The organism is Streptomyces sp. NPDC002004 (assembly GCF_053593975.1).
Genome location: NZ_JBSFDP010000017.1, coordinates 82497 through 99688, shown reverse-complemented (window position 1 = coordinate 99688; position 17192 = coordinate 82497). Strand labels below are relative to the sequence as shown.

Annotated in this window: 14 protein-coding genes; 6 read left to right on the top strand and 8 right to left on the bottom strand. The window is 71.8% G+C overall.

The window, feature by feature from the left end; genetic code table 11:
• Window positions 1–185 precede the first annotated feature (185 nt).
• The 3 genes from ACWCP6_RS23970 to ACWCP6_RS23960 all read right to left on the bottom strand — a co-directional run bounded on the left by ACWCP6_RS23970 (window position 186) and on the right by ACWCP6_RS23960 (window position 4460).
• Window positions 186–677, bottom strand: a complete 492-nt coding sequence (locus ACWCP6_RS23970) for a GNAT family N-acetyltransferase (protein WP_450934566.1) — start codon at window positions 675–677, stop codon at window positions 186–188.
• Between the two features lie 151 nt (window positions 678–828).
• Window positions 829–2034 (bottom strand): MFS transporter, encoded by a 1206-nt coding sequence (locus ACWCP6_RS23965; RefSeq protein ID WP_450934565.1) that lies wholly within the window; start codon window positions 2032–2034, stop codon window positions 829–831.
• Window positions 2035–2183: 149 nt separating this feature from the next.
• A complete protein-coding gene (locus ACWCP6_RS23960) occupies window positions 2184–4460 on the bottom strand; it encodes a SpoIIE family protein phosphatase (protein WP_450934564.1) in 2277 nt (758 codons plus the stop codon).
• A 307-nt stretch (window positions 4461–4767) separates the two neighbouring features.
• On the opposite strand from ACWCP6_RS23960, the gene ACWCP6_RS23955 reads away from it, so the two are divergent.
• Both ACWCP6_RS23955 and ACWCP6_RS23950 read left to right on the top strand, forming a co-directional pair.
• A complete protein-coding gene (locus ACWCP6_RS23955; protein ID WP_450934563.1) occupies window positions 4768–5607 on the top strand; it encodes a class I SAM-dependent methyltransferase in 840 nt (279 codons plus the stop codon).
• 142 nt (window positions 5608–5749) lie between these two features.
• The gene (locus ACWCP6_RS23950) at window positions 5750–6583 is read left to right on the top strand and encodes an undecaprenyl-diphosphate phosphatase (RefSeq protein WP_450934562.1); all 834 of its coding nucleotides are present in this window, start codon (window positions 5750–5752) and stop codon (window positions 6581–6583) included.
• A 77-nt stretch (window positions 6584–6660) separates the two neighbouring features.
• On the opposite strand, the gene ACWCP6_RS23945 is transcribed toward ACWCP6_RS23950, so the two are convergent.
• Window positions 6661–7878, bottom strand: coding sequence for a 4-hydroxybenzoate 3-monooxygenase (locus tag ACWCP6_RS23945; RefSeq protein WP_450934561.1), 1218 nt, complete (start codon window positions 7876–7878; stop codon window positions 6661–6663).
• Between the two features lie 51 nt (window positions 7879–7929).
• Window positions 7930–9765, bottom strand: a complete 1836-nt coding sequence (locus tag ACWCP6_RS23940) for a glycoside hydrolase family 15 protein (RefSeq protein ID WP_450934560.1) — start codon at window positions 9763–9765, stop codon at window positions 7930–7932.
• A gap of 197 nt (window positions 9766–9962) precedes the next feature.
• On the opposite strand from ACWCP6_RS23940, the gene ACWCP6_RS23935 reads away from it, so the two are divergent.
• On the top strand, window positions 9963–10676 hold the full coding sequence (locus tag ACWCP6_RS23935) for a class I SAM-dependent methyltransferase (RefSeq protein ID WP_450934559.1): 714 nt from the start codon (window positions 9963–9965) through the stop codon (window positions 10674–10676).
• 197 nt (window positions 10677–10873) lie between these two features.
• Here the strand turns inward: ACWCP6_RS23935 and ACWCP6_RS23930 are convergent, their stop codons facing one another.
• Window positions 10874–11032, bottom strand: coding sequence for a hypothetical protein (locus ACWCP6_RS23930; RefSeq protein WP_450934558.1), 159 nt, complete (start codon window positions 11030–11032; stop codon window positions 10874–10876).
• Window positions 11033–11351: 319 nt separating this feature from the next.
• On the opposite strand from ACWCP6_RS23930, the gene ACWCP6_RS23925 reads away from it, so the two are divergent.
• Both ACWCP6_RS23925 and ACWCP6_RS23920 read left to right on the top strand, forming a co-directional pair.
• The gene (locus ACWCP6_RS23925; protein ID WP_450934557.1) at window positions 11352–13127 is read left to right on the top strand and encodes an MOSC domain-containing protein; all 1776 of its coding nucleotides are present in this window, start codon (window positions 11352–11354) and stop codon (window positions 13125–13127) included.
• A 292-nt stretch (window positions 13128–13419) separates the two neighbouring features.
• Window positions 13420–14529, top strand: a complete 1110-nt coding sequence (locus ACWCP6_RS23920; RefSeq protein WP_450934556.1) for a sugar ABC transporter substrate-binding protein — start codon at window positions 13420–13422, stop codon at window positions 14527–14529.
• Window positions 14530–14740: 211 nt separating this feature from the next.
• On the opposite strand, the gene ACWCP6_RS23915 is transcribed toward ACWCP6_RS23920, so the two are convergent.
• Entirely contained in the window at window positions 14741–15358 is a 618-nt protein-coding gene (locus ACWCP6_RS23915; RefSeq protein WP_450934555.1) for a lamin tail domain-containing protein, read from the bottom strand.
• 458 nt (window positions 15359–15816) lie between these two features.
• Between ACWCP6_RS23915 and ACWCP6_RS23910 the strand changes: the two genes are divergently transcribed.
• Window positions 15817–16137, top strand: coding sequence for a GYD domain-containing protein (locus ACWCP6_RS23910; RefSeq protein WP_450934554.1), 321 nt, complete (start codon window positions 15817–15819; stop codon window positions 16135–16137).
• Between the two features lie 273 nt (window positions 16138–16410).
• Here the strand turns inward: ACWCP6_RS23910 and ACWCP6_RS23905 are convergent, their stop codons facing one another.
• Window positions 16411–17076: a class I SAM-dependent methyltransferase gene (locus ACWCP6_RS23905; RefSeq protein WP_450934553.1), complete on the bottom strand. Its 666-nt coding sequence runs from the start codon at window positions 17074–17076 to the stop codon at window positions 16411–16413.
• Window positions 17077–17192 lie beyond the last annotated feature (116 nt).

Genomic DNA, 17192 nt, shown 5'->3' with positions numbered 1-17192 from the left:
TCACCGCAGGCGCCACCCCCGCCGGGCTCACCCGCGGCCGCCCCGGTCCCGGTCCCCAGGACGGTCGGCACACCAGGCCGCACTCCCATGTTCGAATTCTATCGATCGATCCGCACAAGCGCTTGTACGAACCTGCGGCACCCGGCTCGCCCCGGAGCCGCCGCGTCGGTTCACCAGCCTTGTGGTCACCCCAGGGCCGGCAGCGGGCGGCGGAAGCGTACGCCGGGCCGTCCGGCGAGGACGATGCGTTCCACCTCGGAGAACCCGTTGCGGGCGAGCACGGTCATGGATGCTTCGTTGTCGAGTGTGGTGACCGCGACGAGCGCGGCGAGTGCGTACGTCTCGGCGGCGAGGCGGCACACGTCTCCGACCGCCGCGGTGGCGACACCCCGGCCCGCGGCGCTCTCGCCGATCCGGTAGCCGAGTTCGGCCGTCCCGTCCTCGACGTCCACGAGGTTGACCCGGCCGATCAGGTTCCCCCGGTCGTCCACGACGACGTGGAAGTGGCACACTCCCTCGTCCTGTTCGGCGAGGAGGGCCCGGTGACGGGAGGCGAACTCGGCGAAGTAGGCGTCCCCGCGGTCCGGTACGGACCGTGCGAAGTACTCCCGGTTCTCCCGTTCGAAGGCCAGCAGGGCATCCGCGTGTTCGGCCCGGAGCCGCTCCAAGGTCACCATCCGCCCAGAGTATGGGGGCGATCACGGCCCGTCGAAGGAGATTTCTCGGCGGCGGCCGGGTCCGCCGTACAGCGGTCCGCCTTCCGTGGCGGCGGGCGTCCGCGCGGAGACCCGGGAGGACGCCGGCGGGCGGGGAGGGCGCCCTGCGGGGTCAGTCGGCGTCGATCGGGTGCCGCCAGACGTACCCGCCCACCGCGGAGACGGCGGCGATCACACAGGCCGCGAACACCAGGCCCGCGTTGCGCAGCCCGATCGCGAGCGTCAGCGCGCCGACGCCCACCACCGGGACGGAGATCCCGACGTACGCGGTGACGAAGAACGCCGAGATGGTGGCACCCCGATGCGCGTCGGGGGCCGCGGAGCTCACCGCGGTCAGGGCCGCGCGGAAGGAGAGGCCCTGACCGACGCCGCCCGCCACGGCACCGGCCAGCAGCACCGGCAACGACCCCAGGAGCAACGACACGGCGACGAGGACGAGTCCCGCCACCAGCACCAGGCAGCCCCCCGGCAGGGCCCGTCGCACTCCGATCCTGCCCATCAGCAGCTGACCGCAGGTGGAGGAGCAGAAGACCAGGAAGACCACGGCGCCCGTCACCGCCAGGCTGTGCTCGCCCAGCGTTTCGGCCAGGAAGCTCGGAGCGACCGCCGTGAACAGGCCCAGCAGCGAGAACCCCGCCATGGCGGAGAGCGCCGAGGGCACGAACACGCCGCGCACGTCGGCGGGCACGACCATGCCCTGCGGTCGCAGCGGCGGCCGTGGCACCGGCCGGCGCACGGTCTCCGGCAGCAGCCAGGTCACCGCCGCGGCGGCCGCGAGGAGCCCCAGCTGCGTCAGGAAGGGCAGGCGCAGCGGGTACGGCGCGTACGCGGCCAGCAGACCGGCCAACAGCGGCCCCAGCCCCAGGCCCCCCATGTTCGCGGCGGTGGCGGCGAAAGCGGCCCGCGAACGCTTCCCGGCGGGTGCGAGTTCCAGTACCGCGGCCGTTCCCGTGCCGCTGAGCAGTCCCGCCGAGAACCCCGACAGGACACGGCCCCCGAACAGCAGGGGCAGCCCGCCCTCGAACAGGAAGCACAGCGCGCTGAGCGCGGCGAGGCCCAGGGCGCACAGCAGGACGGGGCGTCGGCCGACGACGTCCGAGAAGTCGCCGGCGACGAGCAGGGCGGCGATGACGCCGACCGCGTACACCGCGAAGACGACGGTGACGATCAGCTCCGAGAACCCGATCTGCTCCCGGTACAGCCCGTACAGCGGTGTCGGCAGGGTGGTGCCGATCATCCCGACCGCGAACACCCCCGCGGCGGCCACGTACCCGGGCCGTGCGGCCCCCTGTCGACGGTCCCCGGCTCGACTGATCACACCCCACCATAGGCAGCCGCCCCGACGGGTCCGTGGCACCTGTTGCCGGAACCGGGACCGAAGTTCAGCCGTCCGATCCGCCGGTCGGCCCTAACGGCCAGTCGGGCCCCGTGGGTTGGCCGGGCCGGGTGGGCGGTACGCCCCGGCGGTCAGGGCTCCGGCGCACTGTCCGGTTCGGGACGTTCGGGTGTGGTGATCTCCAGCCAGATCGTCTTGCCGCGGCCGCTGGGCGCGCTTCCCCACTGGCTTGCGAGCCCGTCGACGATCAGCAGACCCCTGCCGTGCTCCGCTCGTGTGTTGATGGCCTCCGTGGGCATGACGGGCGCGGGCAGGCTGGGGGTGGGCTCGGAGTCGCGCACCTCGAGCCGCACGTGGTCGGGGTACTCGCGCAGTCTGAGGTCCACGTCGCTGTCGGCGTGGATGAGGGCATTGGTGACGATCTCGGACGCCATGAGTTCCAGGTCGCCGACGAGTTCGTCGAGCCCCCAGAAGTGCAGCCGGTCGCGGATGAAGCGCCGCGCCGACTCCACCCCGGCCAGATCGTGACGCGCGATGTTGATACGGCTGATGTGGTGGTGGGGACCGAGCTCGGCCCCCTCGAACCGGGCGAGCAGCACCACCGCGTCGTCCCGGGGCACCGCCGATGCGGGCTGCGCCGCGGCGACCAGCCGGTCGGCGAGACCGTCCGGGAAGGAGTCGACCGCGTCCCCGGCGTCCCGGAACAGTCGCAGCGCGCCCTCGACGGGATCGGCGGCGACCGCGGCCGTGAACCCGTCGGTGTACAGCAGGAGGAGGGTGCCGGGCGTCAGGTCGGTCTCCACACTGCGGTACTCCGTGAGGGGCAGGGCGCCCAGCGGGGGCCCGGTGACCATGTCCGGCACCTCGATGGTGCCCTCCGGCCGGCGGATCAACGGGGCCGGGTGTCCGGCCGAGGCGATCTCGGCGGTGCCGGCGGAGACGTCCAGCCGGACCAGGCAGCAGCTGGCACGGGTCTCGCCGTCCAGCTCCGCGAGCAGCCGGCTGGTGCGGGTGAGCACCTGTCCTGCGTCGCGGCCGTCGGTCGCGTACGCCCGGATGGCGCTGCGCAGCTGGCCCATGAGGACGGCGCTCTGCAGGGACCGTCCCTCCACGTCACCGACCACGAGGGCGACGCCCCCGCCCGGTTCGGTGATCACGTCGTACCAGTCGCCGCCCGCCTCGGCCTCGGCGGGCGCCGGGAGGTAGCGGGCCGTGGTGAGGACCTGCGGGACCTCGGAGAGGGCGCGTGGCAGCAGTCTCTTCTGGATCCCCGAGGCGATCTGGTGCCGGCTCTCGGTGAGCCGGACCCGTTCCAGGGCCTGGCCGAGCAGGTCGGTCATCATCATGACGACGGCTTGCTCCGCGGGGGTGAAGCGGCGCGGCTGCTCGAAGCCGAGCAGACAGGTGCCGATGGGGTGGCCGCTGACCTCCAGCGGCAGGAACGCCCAGGCCTGCATCCCGTCCTCGAAGTCGTCCCTGCGGCCGTCCGCCCGCCAGGCCTCGGGACTGTCGAGGAACAGCGGGATGCCGTCCAGCAGGACGGCCGTGTCGGGGGCATGGCGGTCGATGCTGCGGCCGTGCAGGTGCTTGACCGCGGCCATGGGGTAGCCGCTGTGGCCGGCCACCCAGCTCCTGCCGTCGCTCGCGAGACTGACGACGAACCCCTGGGCCCCGAAGGGCTGCATGATCCACTCGCGGCCGGCCCGGACGACGTCCTGGAGGTCCACGGCCTCGTTGAGGGCCGTGGCGAGCTTGTGCAGGTGGTACATGAAGCTGAGGGTGGAGGAGCCGGGGATCTCGGGGACGCCCCAGTCCAGGCCGTCGGATCCGGTGTCCGGTGTGCGCTCTGCCATCGGCACCAGGACCGTGCGCGGGCCCGCCGTGACGGGCGTACCGCGGTCGGCGAGCGTCGACAGTGCCTGGCACAGGCGGTGTGCGATACCGCTCAGCCGTTCCAGGCATTCCCTGCTCAGGGGCTCCGTCAGCGGCGGAGTCCATACGGTGGTCAGGGCGCCGAGCCGCTGTCCTCCGGCGCTGATGGGCACGGCGGCTGCGGAGTTGGGGAAGGGCACCGTCGTGGCGAGCCGGCTCTGCTCGCCGACGTCCCGGGGCATGCCCGCGAACTCGAGCATGTCGTCCTGGTAGGCCTTGGCCGACACGACGGTCTCGGTCAGGGCGATCCGGTGCCTCAGCGCGAAGACGGCGGGCCGGATGCCGGCCACCGCGGCGGCCTTGAGATCGCCGGACGCCGATGCCGGGTCGACGAGGAAGACCACGGCGGCGGCGCACCCCATGACCTCGACGGCTTCACGGACCGCTGCGGCGACGATGCGGTCGCGCTCGACGGACCTCGCGGGCTGCCCGGTCGGCCGGCCCGGGTCGAGTGCGTCGTGCTTCGGCCGGCTCATGGGAGGTGCCTGGTCACAGGAAGCATGGTCTCCGCCTCGCACGGAGCCGCGCTCCTGCGGGGTGCTGGGGTTTCCCAGTATTCGGCACCGTGGGGGCCGCTGCAACGGACCGTACGCGGTGGATGCACGGCTGCCGGTCCGGTGCCGGCGGGACGAGCGCAGGGACGGCGCCACCCCGCCGCCGCTCCCCGGGACAGGCCCCGCCCCGGGGACGAGCGCGGCGGGACGGGCCCCGGACCAGCGCGACGCGCCGACACGGACTCCCCGGACCACGCCGGACCACCCCAGAATCTCGCATACTGGACAAATGCCCACTGATCCGGACGGGTGGCGGTCGCACGCATCGGGACGCGGGGCGTACGGCGACCGGATGTTCCGCCCCGACGCCAGCGGCGAGGACGCCCGCATCGATCTGGGCGCCCTGGCGTACGACGAGGTGACCGAGGCGAGGTTCCGGACCCTCGGGGTCGGCCCGGGCTGGAACTGCCTGGAGATCGGTGCGGGCACCGGCTCGGTGGCCCGGCTGCTGCTGCACCGGCTCGGCGTCGCCTCCGTTCTCGCCGTGGACAGGGACGTCCGCTTCCTGGCCTCCGAGGCGGTGCCGGGGATGCGCGTGCGGGAGGCGGACATCACAGCCGAGGACTTCACCCCGGGGGTGTTCCGTCTGGTCCACGCGCGATTCGTCCTGATGCACCTGCCCGACCGGGAGAGGGTGATCGACGCACTGAGCAGGCTGGTCGCACCCGGGGGCGTCCTGGTGCTGAGCGACGCGGTGGACCTCACGACCCGGACGGCGCCGCGGACGCCGTTCACCGTGGCGATGCGTGCCATGTGGCGGGCGCTGGCGGAGACCATCGGCACGGACGTCTCGTGGGCCCCCGACTACCCCCGACTGCTGCGGCGGACCGGGCTCTCGGACGTGGCCGCCGAGATCCACGTCCCGCCCCTCGCCCCCGGCAGTCCCATCAGCCGGTTCTGGGCCGACACCTGGAACCGGGCCCGGTCTGCGATGCTGGCCACCGGACTGGTCGACGAAGCCACGATCGACGAGGCCGTCCGCTACCTGGGGTCGGCCGACTGCGCGGATCTGTCACCAGGGATGATCACAGCATGGGGATGGCGCCCCAGGACGGGCCGGGAACCCTGAGGCACCCGTGCGGCGGCGGCCGCCGGGGCCCGGGAGGTCGGCCCGAGCACGTCGTCTCCCTGGCGTAGAGTGACTCCGTCCGTCTACAGGACTGTAGTCGAACCAGCGGTCTTGACCTCTCCTCACCCCAGAATTGGATGCCATGAGCGCGATCAGCATCGGCCAAGCCATTGTCCTTGGTGCCGTGGAGGGAGTGACGGAGTTCCTCCCCGTCTCCTCCACCGGTCATTTGAAGATCACCGAGGGACTCATGGGCATCCCGGTCGACGACAAGGCGGTCGTCGGCTTCTCCGCCGTGATCCAGGTCGGTGCCATCGCAGCCGTGCTCGTCTACTTCTTCAAGGACATCGTGCGCATCGTCTCCGCCTGGGGGCGCGGTCTGGTCAACCGCGAGGAGCGCTACCACCACGACTACAAGTTCGCCTGGTGGGTGATCTACGCAACGATTCCGATCGTGATCGTCGGCCTCGCGGCCAAGCCGCTGATCGACGGGCCGCTGGCCTCGCTGTGGGTGGTCGCCGGGTCCCTCATCGTCGGCAGTGGCGTCATGTGGGCGGCGGACCAGATGGGCCGGCACAAGCGCGGTGAGGACGACACCAGCTTCAAGGACGCGATGCTCGTCGGCTCCTCGCAGATCCTCGCCCTGCTCTTCCCCGGCTTCTCCCGCTCCGGCGCGACCATGTCCACCGCGCTCATCCTCGACCTCGACCGGGTGGCGGCCACGCGTCTGTCCTTCTTCCTCGGCATTCCGGCGCTGACCGGTGCCGGTCTGTACGAGCTGAAGGACGCGCTCGGCACCGGTGTCGGCGCCGCGCCCCTCGCCGTCGGGACCGTCGTGTCGTTCGTCGTCGCGTACGGATCGATCGCCTGGCTCCTGAAGTTCGTGGCCAAGCACTCCTTCAACGCCTTCGTGATCTACCGGATCGTGATCGGCGTCCTGCTCTTCGGCCTGCTCGGCGCGGACGTCATCAGCTGATCCCTGCGGACTCCCCGGGGGAGGCGGGCCCATGGGCCCCCTCCCCCTTCTTCATGTCCGCATCCGGCCCCGCGGGCTCAGAGGTCGGCCTCCTCGCCCAGGTACTGCCCGGCGAACGCCTTCGCCGCCTGCTCGGACCCCAGCAGCCGGCGCAGCCGTGCGGAGGCCGTACCGGCGCGGAAGCGGTCGCCGGAGGACGCGCCGTGGAGGACGTCCGACAGCCACTGGGAGAACTCCTGGTACTGCCAGACCCGCCGCAGACAGGCCTCCGAGTAGCCGGCGAGTCCGCCGTCGTCGCCCCGGTAGTGGCCGCACAGCGCGTCGGCGAGAAGCAGCGCGTCGTTGATGGCGAGGTTCATGCCCTTCGCCGCGATGGGCGCGACGAGGTGCGCCGCGTCACCCGCCAGGTACAGCCGGCCGTACGCCATGGGCTCCACGACGTAGTTGTGCATGTCCAGGACGACCTTCTCGACGAGCGGCCCTTCGGTCAGCCGCGGGGCGCCGGCGGCGGCGAGCCGGGTGTGCAGTTCGTCCCACACACGGGTGTGCGGCCAGTTCTCCGCGTCGTCGCCGGGCGGTACCTGGAGGTAGTAGCGGGTGGTCCGGGGGCCCCGCGCCATGTGGGCGCCGAACCCGCGCTCGTGGATGCCGAAGACCACCCCGTCCGCCGAGGGCGGCGCCTCGGCGAGCAGGGCGAGCCAGGCGACGCCGAGGTCATGGCGCGTCATGACGGTCCGGCCCTCGGGTATCGCGGCCCGGGTCACGCCGCGCGCGCCGTCGCAGCCGGCGACGAAGTCGCAGGTGATGTGGTGCCGGGCACCGCTGCGCGGGTCGGTGAACGACACGGCGGGCCGCTCTCCGGCCACGTCGTGCAGGCGTACGTCGCGCACGCCGAAGCGTATGTGCCTGCCCGCCCGGTCCGCGTAGGCGGCGAGCAGGTCGGTGACCAACAGCGGCTGCGGATAGACGAAGTGGCGTCGGCCCGACAGTTCGGCCGTCTCCACCACGTGCCGGCGCCCGTCGAAGCGGAACTCGAACTCCCCCTGGGTTTCGGCACGTTCGAGCAGCCGGTCGGCGAGCCCATGGGCGGCGAGGGCCCGGACGGCCCACTCCTCCAGGAATCCGGCGCGCGGCCGGCGCTCGATGAACTCCCTGCTCTCCGCCTCCAGCACGATGCAGTCGACTCCGGCTCGGTGCAGCAGATTGGCCAGGACGAGCCCGGCGGGTCCGGCGCCGACGACGACCACGGAGGTGTGTGCGGGGGTGGAGGTGGGGCTGGACGCGGTGGAGGACACGTCGGGGTGTTCCCTTCGGGTGGGGCCGATGATCGCTGGCAGTATCGCGTGTCAGCCCAGTGTCCGGTCCAGGTTGAAGGCCGCGCTGATCAGGGCGAGGTGGGTGAAGGCCTGCGGGAAGTTGCCGTGTTGTTCGCCGGTGTGGCCGATCTCCTCGGCGTACAGGCCGAGATGGTTGGCGTAGGTGAGCATCTTCTCGAAGGCGAGCCGTGCCTCGTCCAGGCGTCCCGCACGGGTGAGGGCCTCGACGTACCAGAACGAGCAGATCGAGAACGTGCCCTCGGTGCCCTGGAGCCCGTCAGGGCTGGCCTGGGGGTCGTAGCGGTAGACGAGCGAGTCCGACACCAGCTCCTCGCCCAGCGCGTCGAGCGTGGAGAGCCACTTCGGGTCGATCGGCGAGATGAACTTCGCGAGCGGCATCATCAGCACGGACGCGTCGAGGACATGACCGCCGTCGTACTGGACGAACGCGTTCCGTTCGTCCGACCAGCCCGCGCCCATGATGCGGCGGTAGATCGCGTCGCGGGCACGCCCCCACCGCGGCATGTCGGCGGGCAGCCCGCGGCGCTGGGCCAGCCGCATGGCGCGCTCGATCGCCACCCAGCACATGAGCCGTGAGAAGAGGAAGGGCTTGCGGCCGCCGCGGGTCTCCCAGATGCCTTCGTCGGGCTGGTCCCAGTTGTCGCACACCCAGTCGACGAGGTCGATGACGCTGTCCCAGTGCGCGCTGGACAGCGGCCGCCCCCACTTGTCGTAGAGATACAGGGAGTCGATGAGCGCTCCGTAGATGTCCAGCTGAAGCTGGTCCACGGCGTTGTTGCCGACGCGTACGGGCGCCGAGCCCCGGTAGCCCTCCAGGTGGCGCATCTCCTGTTCGGGCAGTTCACGGCGCCCGTCGATGCCGTACATGATCTGGAGCGGGTTCTCCGTACGGGGCCGGTCCCCGGGGGCCATATGGACGTACTCGGTCAGGAAGTGTATGAACGACTCGGCCTCCGCGGTGAAGCCGAGCCGGAGCAGGGCGTAGACGCAGAAGGCGGCGTCACGGACCCAGACGTAGCGGTAGTCCCAGTTGCGCTCGCCGCCGATCTGCTCGGGCAGGCTGGTGGTCGGGGCGGCGATGATGGCGCCGGTCGGGGCGTAGGTGAGGAGCTTCAGCGTGAGTGCGGAGCGGTGCACCATCTCCCGCCAGCGCCCGCGGTAGCGGGACTGCGACAGCCAGCGCCGCCAGTAGCCGACGGTGGTGTTGAACTGCTTCTCCGCCTCGGCCACGGCGCAGAAGCGGGGTGCGACCTCGCCGCCCACCCGGTCCAGGGTGAAGACGGCGGCCTCACCCTCGTGCAGCTTGAACAGCGACCACACGTCGGGCCCGGCCACCTCGTACGGCACGGTGGAGGTCAGCGCGAGCCGCAGATCGGCCGATTCGAAGACGGCCTGGCCGTTGTCGGTATGCACGGTGTGCGGCTGCGTCCCGAAGGCGAACCGGGGAGCCACCCGGGCGCGGAAGGGCAGCGTTCCCCGTACGCAGATGACACGGCGGATCAGCCGGTGCCGGTCGGCCTCGCGGGAGTCGTCCGCGACCGGCATGAAGTCCTGGATCTCGCCCACGCCGTCGTCCGCGAAGAAGCGGGTGATCAGCACATTGGTGTCGGGGAAGTAGAACTGCTTGGTGCGTGCCGGCACGTCCGCCGCGAGCTCGAAGCAGCCGCCACGGTCCGCGTCGAGGATCGAGGCGAAGACGCTCGGGGCGTCGAAGCGCGGGCAGCAGTACCAGTCGATGGTGCCGTTCGTGCCCACCAGGGCGGCACTGCGCAGATCACCGATCAGACCGTGCTCGGCGATCGGCAGGTAGCGTGGGCTGGCGCCCGCTGTGGCCTCGCTCGTCACGTCGGCCTCCCGAGGCTGGGTGCATCGTCGGCCCCTCCTCCTTTCACGATACGGGGCAAGGGGGCAGCGGACCGACCGGGCAGGACGAGGCGAGGGGGCCGGAGCGAACCGGGCAGGACGAGGCGAGGAGGCGCAGGACCGACCGGGCCGCCGTCGCCGCACCCGGATTGTCAGTGGCGGCTGGAACGATCATCGCCATGACCGAAACCACGGGTACCGCCGCCACAGCCACGGACGATGCGGCCGCCGCGTCCTCCGACCGCACCACCGCCGCGATCGCCGACTACTGGGATGCCGCGGCGGCCGCCTTCGACGACGAACCGGACCACGGACTGCGCGCGGAGCCGACACGCGACGCCTGGGCCCGGCGCCTGTACTCCTGGCTGCCCTCGGGCCCGCTGGACGTGCTCGACGTCGGGTGCGGGACGGGGTCGCTGTCACTGCTGCTCGCGCGGGCCGGGCACCGGGTCACCGGCGTCGACCTCGCGCCGCGCATGGTCGAGCAGGCGCGCACGAAGCTGGCCGCCGCCGGTCTCGAGGCGCAGTTCCTCGTCGGGGACGCTGCGCGACCGCCGACCGCGGAGCGGAGTTTCGACGTCCTGCTGTCGCGGCACCTGGTGTGGACGCTGCCGGACCCGCAGGCCGCCCTGCGCGCATGGGCCGCGCGGCTGCGGCCGGGCGGCCGGCTGGTGCTGGTCGAGGGGCGGTGGCGCGAGTCGGGGCAGAGCGGTGTGCCCTACGTGGCGGGAGCGGAGTCGCTGCCGTGGCACCTGGGCATCACCGCCCAGGACCTGGCCGCCGCCGTGGCCCCGCTCGTCGCCGAGCTGCGCATCGAACCGCTCGACGGCGACCCGCACTTGTGGGGCGGACCGGTGAGCGACGAGAGGTATGCGCTCGTCGCCCGGGTGTGATCACCGGGCGGAGCGGACCGTCCGGCCCCGCCCGCCCTTCAGCATCGGCCCGCGAAGCCGCACTGTCACCACGGGCCCGCAGGATCACGCTTTCACCGTCGGCCCGCGCCCGGGCCGACGGGACAGCGTGCGGGTCCCGGCCGGCGCCGGCGACGGGGCCGTTCGGTGACGGGCGGCGCGCTGCCGATGGGCGGCGGCTATTCCTCGCGCTCGGCTTCGGCTTGCGCCCGCTGGGCGTCCAGGTCCTTCTGAGCCGCCTGATACAGCTCACGAACGAACTTCCGGGCCTTCTCGTCGTCCGCGTCCGGGTTGAGGTCCTTCAAGCGGGTGGCCCAGGAATCCAGGGATTCGGTCATCTCGGCCTCCAACTGCCTCTCACGGCAACGATACGCCCTCGGACCGGGGCGTGAGGGGCCCTGTACGGGGGCGCCGGCGGCCCGCCGGGCGGCCGCACGATGTGCCGCGGGCCTCGGCTGGATACGATCGGAACTCCGGGCGGGGAACGCCCGCCGCCGCAGCCGGAGAGGCCACAGCTGCCCCTGCGATGGGCACCGCGGGCGGGGATACACCGCGGTCGGGGCGCACCGCGGGACCAGGACTCACCGAAGGACGAGGACTCACCGAAGGCAGGGGGACGGACTCCGGGCGGGGCGTCGGAACGCGAGGTGCGCGGACATGGTGGCCAAGCTCGTATCGGTCAATGTGGGACTGCCCAAGGACGTCGTCTGGCACGGGAGGACCGTGCACACGGGGATCTGGAAGAGCCCCGTCAGCGGTCCCCGGATGGTACGGCGGCTGAACATCGACGGGGACGGGCAGGGCGACCTGGCGGGGCACGGCGGTGAGATGCGCGCCGTCATGGTCTACCAGCTCGACTCCTACCGCTACTGGCAGCAGGAGCTGGGCCGCGACGACTTCGTGGCCGGCCAGTTCGGGGAGAACTTCACCGTGGAAGGGCTCGCCGACGACGAGGTGTGCGTCGGCGACCGCTACCGGATCGGGGAGGCGGTCTTCGAGGTGTCCCAGCCCCGGGTCACCTGCTACCGGGTGGGACTGCGGATGGACGAGCCCCGGATGCCGGCGCTGCTGGTCTCCCACCGGCGCCCGGGCTTCTACTTCCGGGTGATCACCGAGGGCGAGGTGGAGGCCGGGCAGGACATCGTCAAGATCGCGGACGGGCCGGGCCGGATGACGGTCGCCGAGATCGACGGGCTGCTGTACCTGCCAGGACATCCGCAGGACCGGCTCGAGAGGGCGCTGCGCATCCAGGCGCTCAGCCCCGGGTGGCGGGACTCGTTCCGGGCGCTGCTCGCCCAGGCCGGCGGCGGGCCCGACGGCGGGGCCGCGGGGAACGCCGGCCTGAGCGCCGCGGGCGCGGGCCCGCGTCCCGCGTGGGACGGCTTCCGCCCGCTGACCGTGGCCAGGGTCGACACGGAGAGCCAGGGCATCCGTTCCCTGTGGCTGGCGGCACCCGACGGAGCGCCGCTGCCGGCGGCCGCCCCGGGCCAGTACCTCACCGTACGGCTGGAGCCCGACGAGGACGGGCCGGCGCTGGTGCGCAGCTACTCCCTGTCCGGGCGTCCGGGTGCGGACCAGTACCGCATCAGCGTCAAACAGGAGCCGCACGGCACGGTCAGCACGCGGATCCACACCCGGGTGCGGGCCGGCGACACGCTCCAGGCCGCCGCCCCACGCGGCACCTTCACCCTGGCCGCGGGCACCGGCGCCGTGATCCTGGCGTCGGCGGGCGTGGGCGCGACGCCGGTCCTGGCGATGCTGCAGGCCCTCGCCGACGCCCGCTCGGACCGGGAGGTGTGGTGGCTGCACGGCGCCCGTGACGGTGAGCACCACCCGTTCGCCGAGGAGAGCGGGCGGCTGCTGGAACAGTTGCCCCACGCCCGGTCCCGCATCTGCTACAGCCACCCCGGCGCCGACGACCGCAGGGGAATCGACTACACCGACTCGGGCCATCTGACGGCCGGAATCGTCGGGCGCATCGCGCTGCCGACGGACGCCGACGCCTACCTGTGCGGTCCCGTGGCGTTCATGAGCGACCTCACCGACGCCCTCACCGGGCACGGTATGGACCCGCGGCGGATCCATACGGAGGTCTTCGGCGCCGGTCCCGCGATCACTCCGGGCATCGCACCGGCCGCGGCCCGCCCCCCGCACGCACCCACGGGTGCCGCGGGCACCGGTCCCGAGGTGTCGTTCGCCCGCAGCGGTCTCGCGGTCCGCTGGAAGCCCGAGTACCGGACGCTGTTGGAGATGGCGGAGGCCTGCGACGTCCCCGTGCGCTGGTCCTGCCGCACCGGAGTCTGTCACACCTGTGAGACCGCCCTGCTCGCGGGTGCCGTCGACTACGACCCGGACCCCGTGGAGCCCCCCGCGTCGGGCAACGCCCTGATCTGCTGTGCCAGGCCCCGGCAGGACGTCGCCCTCGACCTCTGAGCCACGACGTCCGGCGCGACGGAGCCGGCCCCTTTCCCCTGACATCACGTCACTTCGGGTGGGGAGGAAGCGAATCACGCAGGCCGCCCGCGGTCCGGCGACATCCGACCGCATGGTCGGTGGCCGGCCTCCGAGCGGGCCGGTTACGCATTCAAGTCGGGAACCCTTGATCCCATTACCATCTCGTTAGGGATTCATTCCTTGACGACGGCAGGCCTCCCGGGTTGGCTCTCAGCACCTTGGTTGCGACGTTGCGACCAGGTCAGGGAGGTACACAGAAGTGAAAAACCGTATGCTTGGCGCTGGCGCCACGACCGCAGTGTGTGCGCTGACTTTCTCGCTCACCGCATGCGGAGGTCTGCTGGGCTCGGATGACGGCGGAAAGGCGAGAAAGACCACGGGTGACGCGGTCAGAATCGGCCTGCTTCTGCCGGAGAGAGAAGCGGAACGTTACGAGAAGTTCGACCGGCCCATCATCGAGAAGCACATCAAGGAGCTGACCCACGGCAAGGCGACGGTCGACTATGCGAACGCCGAACAGGACGCCGCAAAGCAGAGCGCCCAGCTCGGCCAGATGGTCGCCGACAAGGTCGACACGGTGCTCCTCGACGCCGTCGACGCGAAGGGGATCGCACCGGCCGTCAAGAAGGCCAAGGAAGCGGGCGTGCATGTGATCGCCTACGACCGCCTCGCCGAAGGCCCCGTCGACGGATACGTCACCTTCGACAGCGATCTTGTCGGCCAGGTCCAGGGCCAGGCACTGCTGGAAGCCCTCGGCGACCGCGCGAAGCCGACCACCAAGATCGTCATGATGAACGGGTCGCCGACGGACCCGAACGCCGCGATATTCAAGCGCGGCGCCCTTTCCGAGCTCCAGAACAACGTCGACATCGCCAAGTCGTACGACACCACGGACTGGAAGCCGGAGAACGCCCGCGCGAATATGCAGGACGCGATCAGCGCACTCGGTGCGCGGAACATCGCGGGCGTGTACTCGGCCAACGACGGAATGGCGGGCGGTGTGATCGCCGCTCTCAAGGCCGCGGGCCTCACCACGCTCCCCCCGGTCACCGGTCAGGACTCGGACCTGCCCGCGGTGCAGCGCATCGTGTCGGGCGAGCAGTACATGAGCGTCTACAAGCCCTATCCGGACGAGGCGGAGAGCGCCGCCGAGATGGCGGTCCAGATCTCGCAGGGCCACATGATCGAATACGAGTCGCTGGCCCTCGACAAGTCCGACAACGCCAGCACGAAGAGCATCCCCACCCACCTGGTTCAGGTCCGCCCGCTGACGCAGAAGTCCATCAGGTCGACGGTCATCAGGGACGGCATTTACACGGTCCGGGAAATCTGCACGCCCAAGTACCTGGCCGCCTGCAAGCAGCTGGGCCTGAAGGGCTGAGCCGGGGCCGAACCCCGCGCACCGGGGCCGGCGCGGCCGTGAACGGGGGGGGACGGTGCGCCTTCCGCGGCGCCCCGGCGGCGCCGCACCATCCGGGCCGGTACAGGCCGCAGGCCGAGGACCTCAAGGGGGTGGTCCTCGGCCTGCGGCAGGCGCGGGAAGGTCGTGACGGCCCTGGCGTCACTTCCTTCCCGCGGCTCGGTGACCGGGGCTAACGGCCTCGGAAGCCGCCCCACGACTCGGTGTCGATGGTCCAGCCCCGGTTGTCGCGGAGGGTGGCGGTGTCACGGCTGTCCCACACGGCGTGGCGCTTGTCCATGAAGACATCGCGGTAGGTGTCACGGCCCGTGCCGGTGTGGACCCGGACGGAGGCACCGCCTTCGAGGCGGAAGTAGCCGAAGCGGTACGAGTTGCCGTCGCGGTCACTGAGGGTGTAGCCGTTCAGGTTGACGGTCTGCCGCCCCTGGTTCCGCACCTCGATCCATTCGGAGTTCAGGCTGCGGTTCGTCAGGCCCAGGCCGTAGCCCGGCTGGACGCTGCCGATCACCACGGAGGGGTAGCGGTCCCGCCCGTGGTCGTTGCCCCAGCGGTCGCCGTGGTCCCGGCCGTCACGGTCCCAGCCGTCACGGTCGTCGCCGTGACGGTCCCAGCCGTCACGGTCGTCGCCGTGACGGTCATCGCCGTGCCGGTCGCCGCGGTCGCTGATGTGGCGGTCGCCGCGGTCGTGGTCGTGTCCGTCGGCGAGCGCCGGCAGGGCCGCCGCGCCGACGAGGGCACCGGCCGCCAGGCAGGTGGCGACCAGACGGGCGGTGGTACGAGAAGCAGACATGGAGCTGTCCCCTCAAGTGTGTGCACACCGGCCCGGATCAGGGCCTCCGTGTGCGATCGGGTTCCCGGCTCGGTGCCGAGGGCCACACTGTGGCCCGTCTCCGCCACGCCACCCGACAGAACGGATTCGTGTTACAAAACACGGACATATCCGTAACCCTCCCTTGTACCGGCCATCGAACCGGGAGCGGCTCGCACCCGAGGTCGCACCCACAGCGCCTGGCCCCGCCCCGCCCGCCGGGAAGCGGACTGCCGGCCCACGGCCCCAAGCCCCGGTGACGCGGCGGGGGTCCAGCCGGAGTCGTTGATTTCGTAACGACACGGATGACTCCGTTCGGGCGACCCGCCACCTCGTGTCGTTCGGCGGCACATAACGCTCCATCTCATGAGATCCCGGGCCATAGTGGGCACATCACCGCAGTGGCCGTGGCAGCGGGCCGCCGAAGCACGGGAGATGCGATGCCGAAGTATCTGATCGAGGCCACCTACACCGCCGAAGGCGCGAAAGGGCTGGTCGCAGAGGGCGGGACCGGTCGGCGGGCCGCCGTTGAACGGGTCCTGCGCTCCTGCGGCGGCTCGCTGGAGGCGATGTACTTCGCCTACGGGGACACGGACTTGTACTGCATCGTCGACTTTCCCGACCACGTGTCGATGGCCGCCGTCGCCATGACGGTCCGGGCCTCCGGGGCGCTCCAGTCCAGGACCGTCCCGTTGCTGTCCGTCGACGACATCGACGAGGCGGCGAAGAAGAAGATCGACTTCCGCCCGCCGGGCAGCTGAGGCCGGGCCCGCGGCCGCTGCGGGGACTTCTCACGGGGAATCGGCTTCGTGACGGGCGCTCAGGGCGCCGCCGGAGCCATACCCGTGGGCCGGAGGCACATGGGCGGACGGCGGACGGTGGCCGAGCACCCCGCGGGCCACTGTCCGGCCGCGGCCCCTGCGCGGCACACCACCAGCGCGACGCGGCGCGGCGCCGTCACGAGGATCGCGCCCCGTGGTCCCCCACGACCGCTGCCACCCGGCCGACGTCGGGGTGGCCCCCCGCGCCCACCGTCACCCGGGCAGCGTCTGGGTGATCCGCCACAACCGCCGGGGCAGCGCACCCTCCTCGAAGGAGTGCAGCTCGTTCAGCACCCAGCCGTCCGCCAAGGTGTCGACCAGGTCGCGGGTGAAGAAGTGGACGGCGAAGCCACCGTGTTCGTGGATGTCGTCGCCGTGGGCGGTGCCGGTGCCGTAGTGGGCGTCGCCGACGTGGCGCACGGTGTACACGAACACGCCGCCGGGGCGCAGTACCCGGCGGACCTCACCGACCAGGGCCCGGATCTCCTCCGTGGACAGGGCCATGCACAGCAGCATGTGCGCGAACACCCCGTCCACGGACCCGTCGGGCCACGGAAGCGGCGCGCGCACGTCGTGCACGAGAGTCGTCACACGCCGGTCGACAGCCTGGTCCCGTGCGGCGCCGCGCAGCTGGTCGAGCGCGACCGAGCTGAAGTCGGCGGCGCACACGGCGAAGCCCTCGCGGGCGAAGTACAGGGTGTCGCGGCCGTGTCCGGCACCGAGTTCCAGGACTTCCCGCACCCCTGCGGCCCGGAACACCCCGACCGCGTGGACGGCCGGGTCGGAGGGCCGCCCACCGTACATCCCGGGATGTTCGATGTACGTCTCCTGCCAGTGCCGGCGCTGTTCCTCCGCCAGCTCCTGCCGATCGTCCGCCACGCCGTTCAGCTCCCCTTCACCCCGTCGGTCACCGCCAGCGTAGGCCCGGTACCCCATGTGCCAGGTCCGTCCGATGCGCTCGACACCCCTGCTCACGGAGCCGGCGGCCGGAGGCC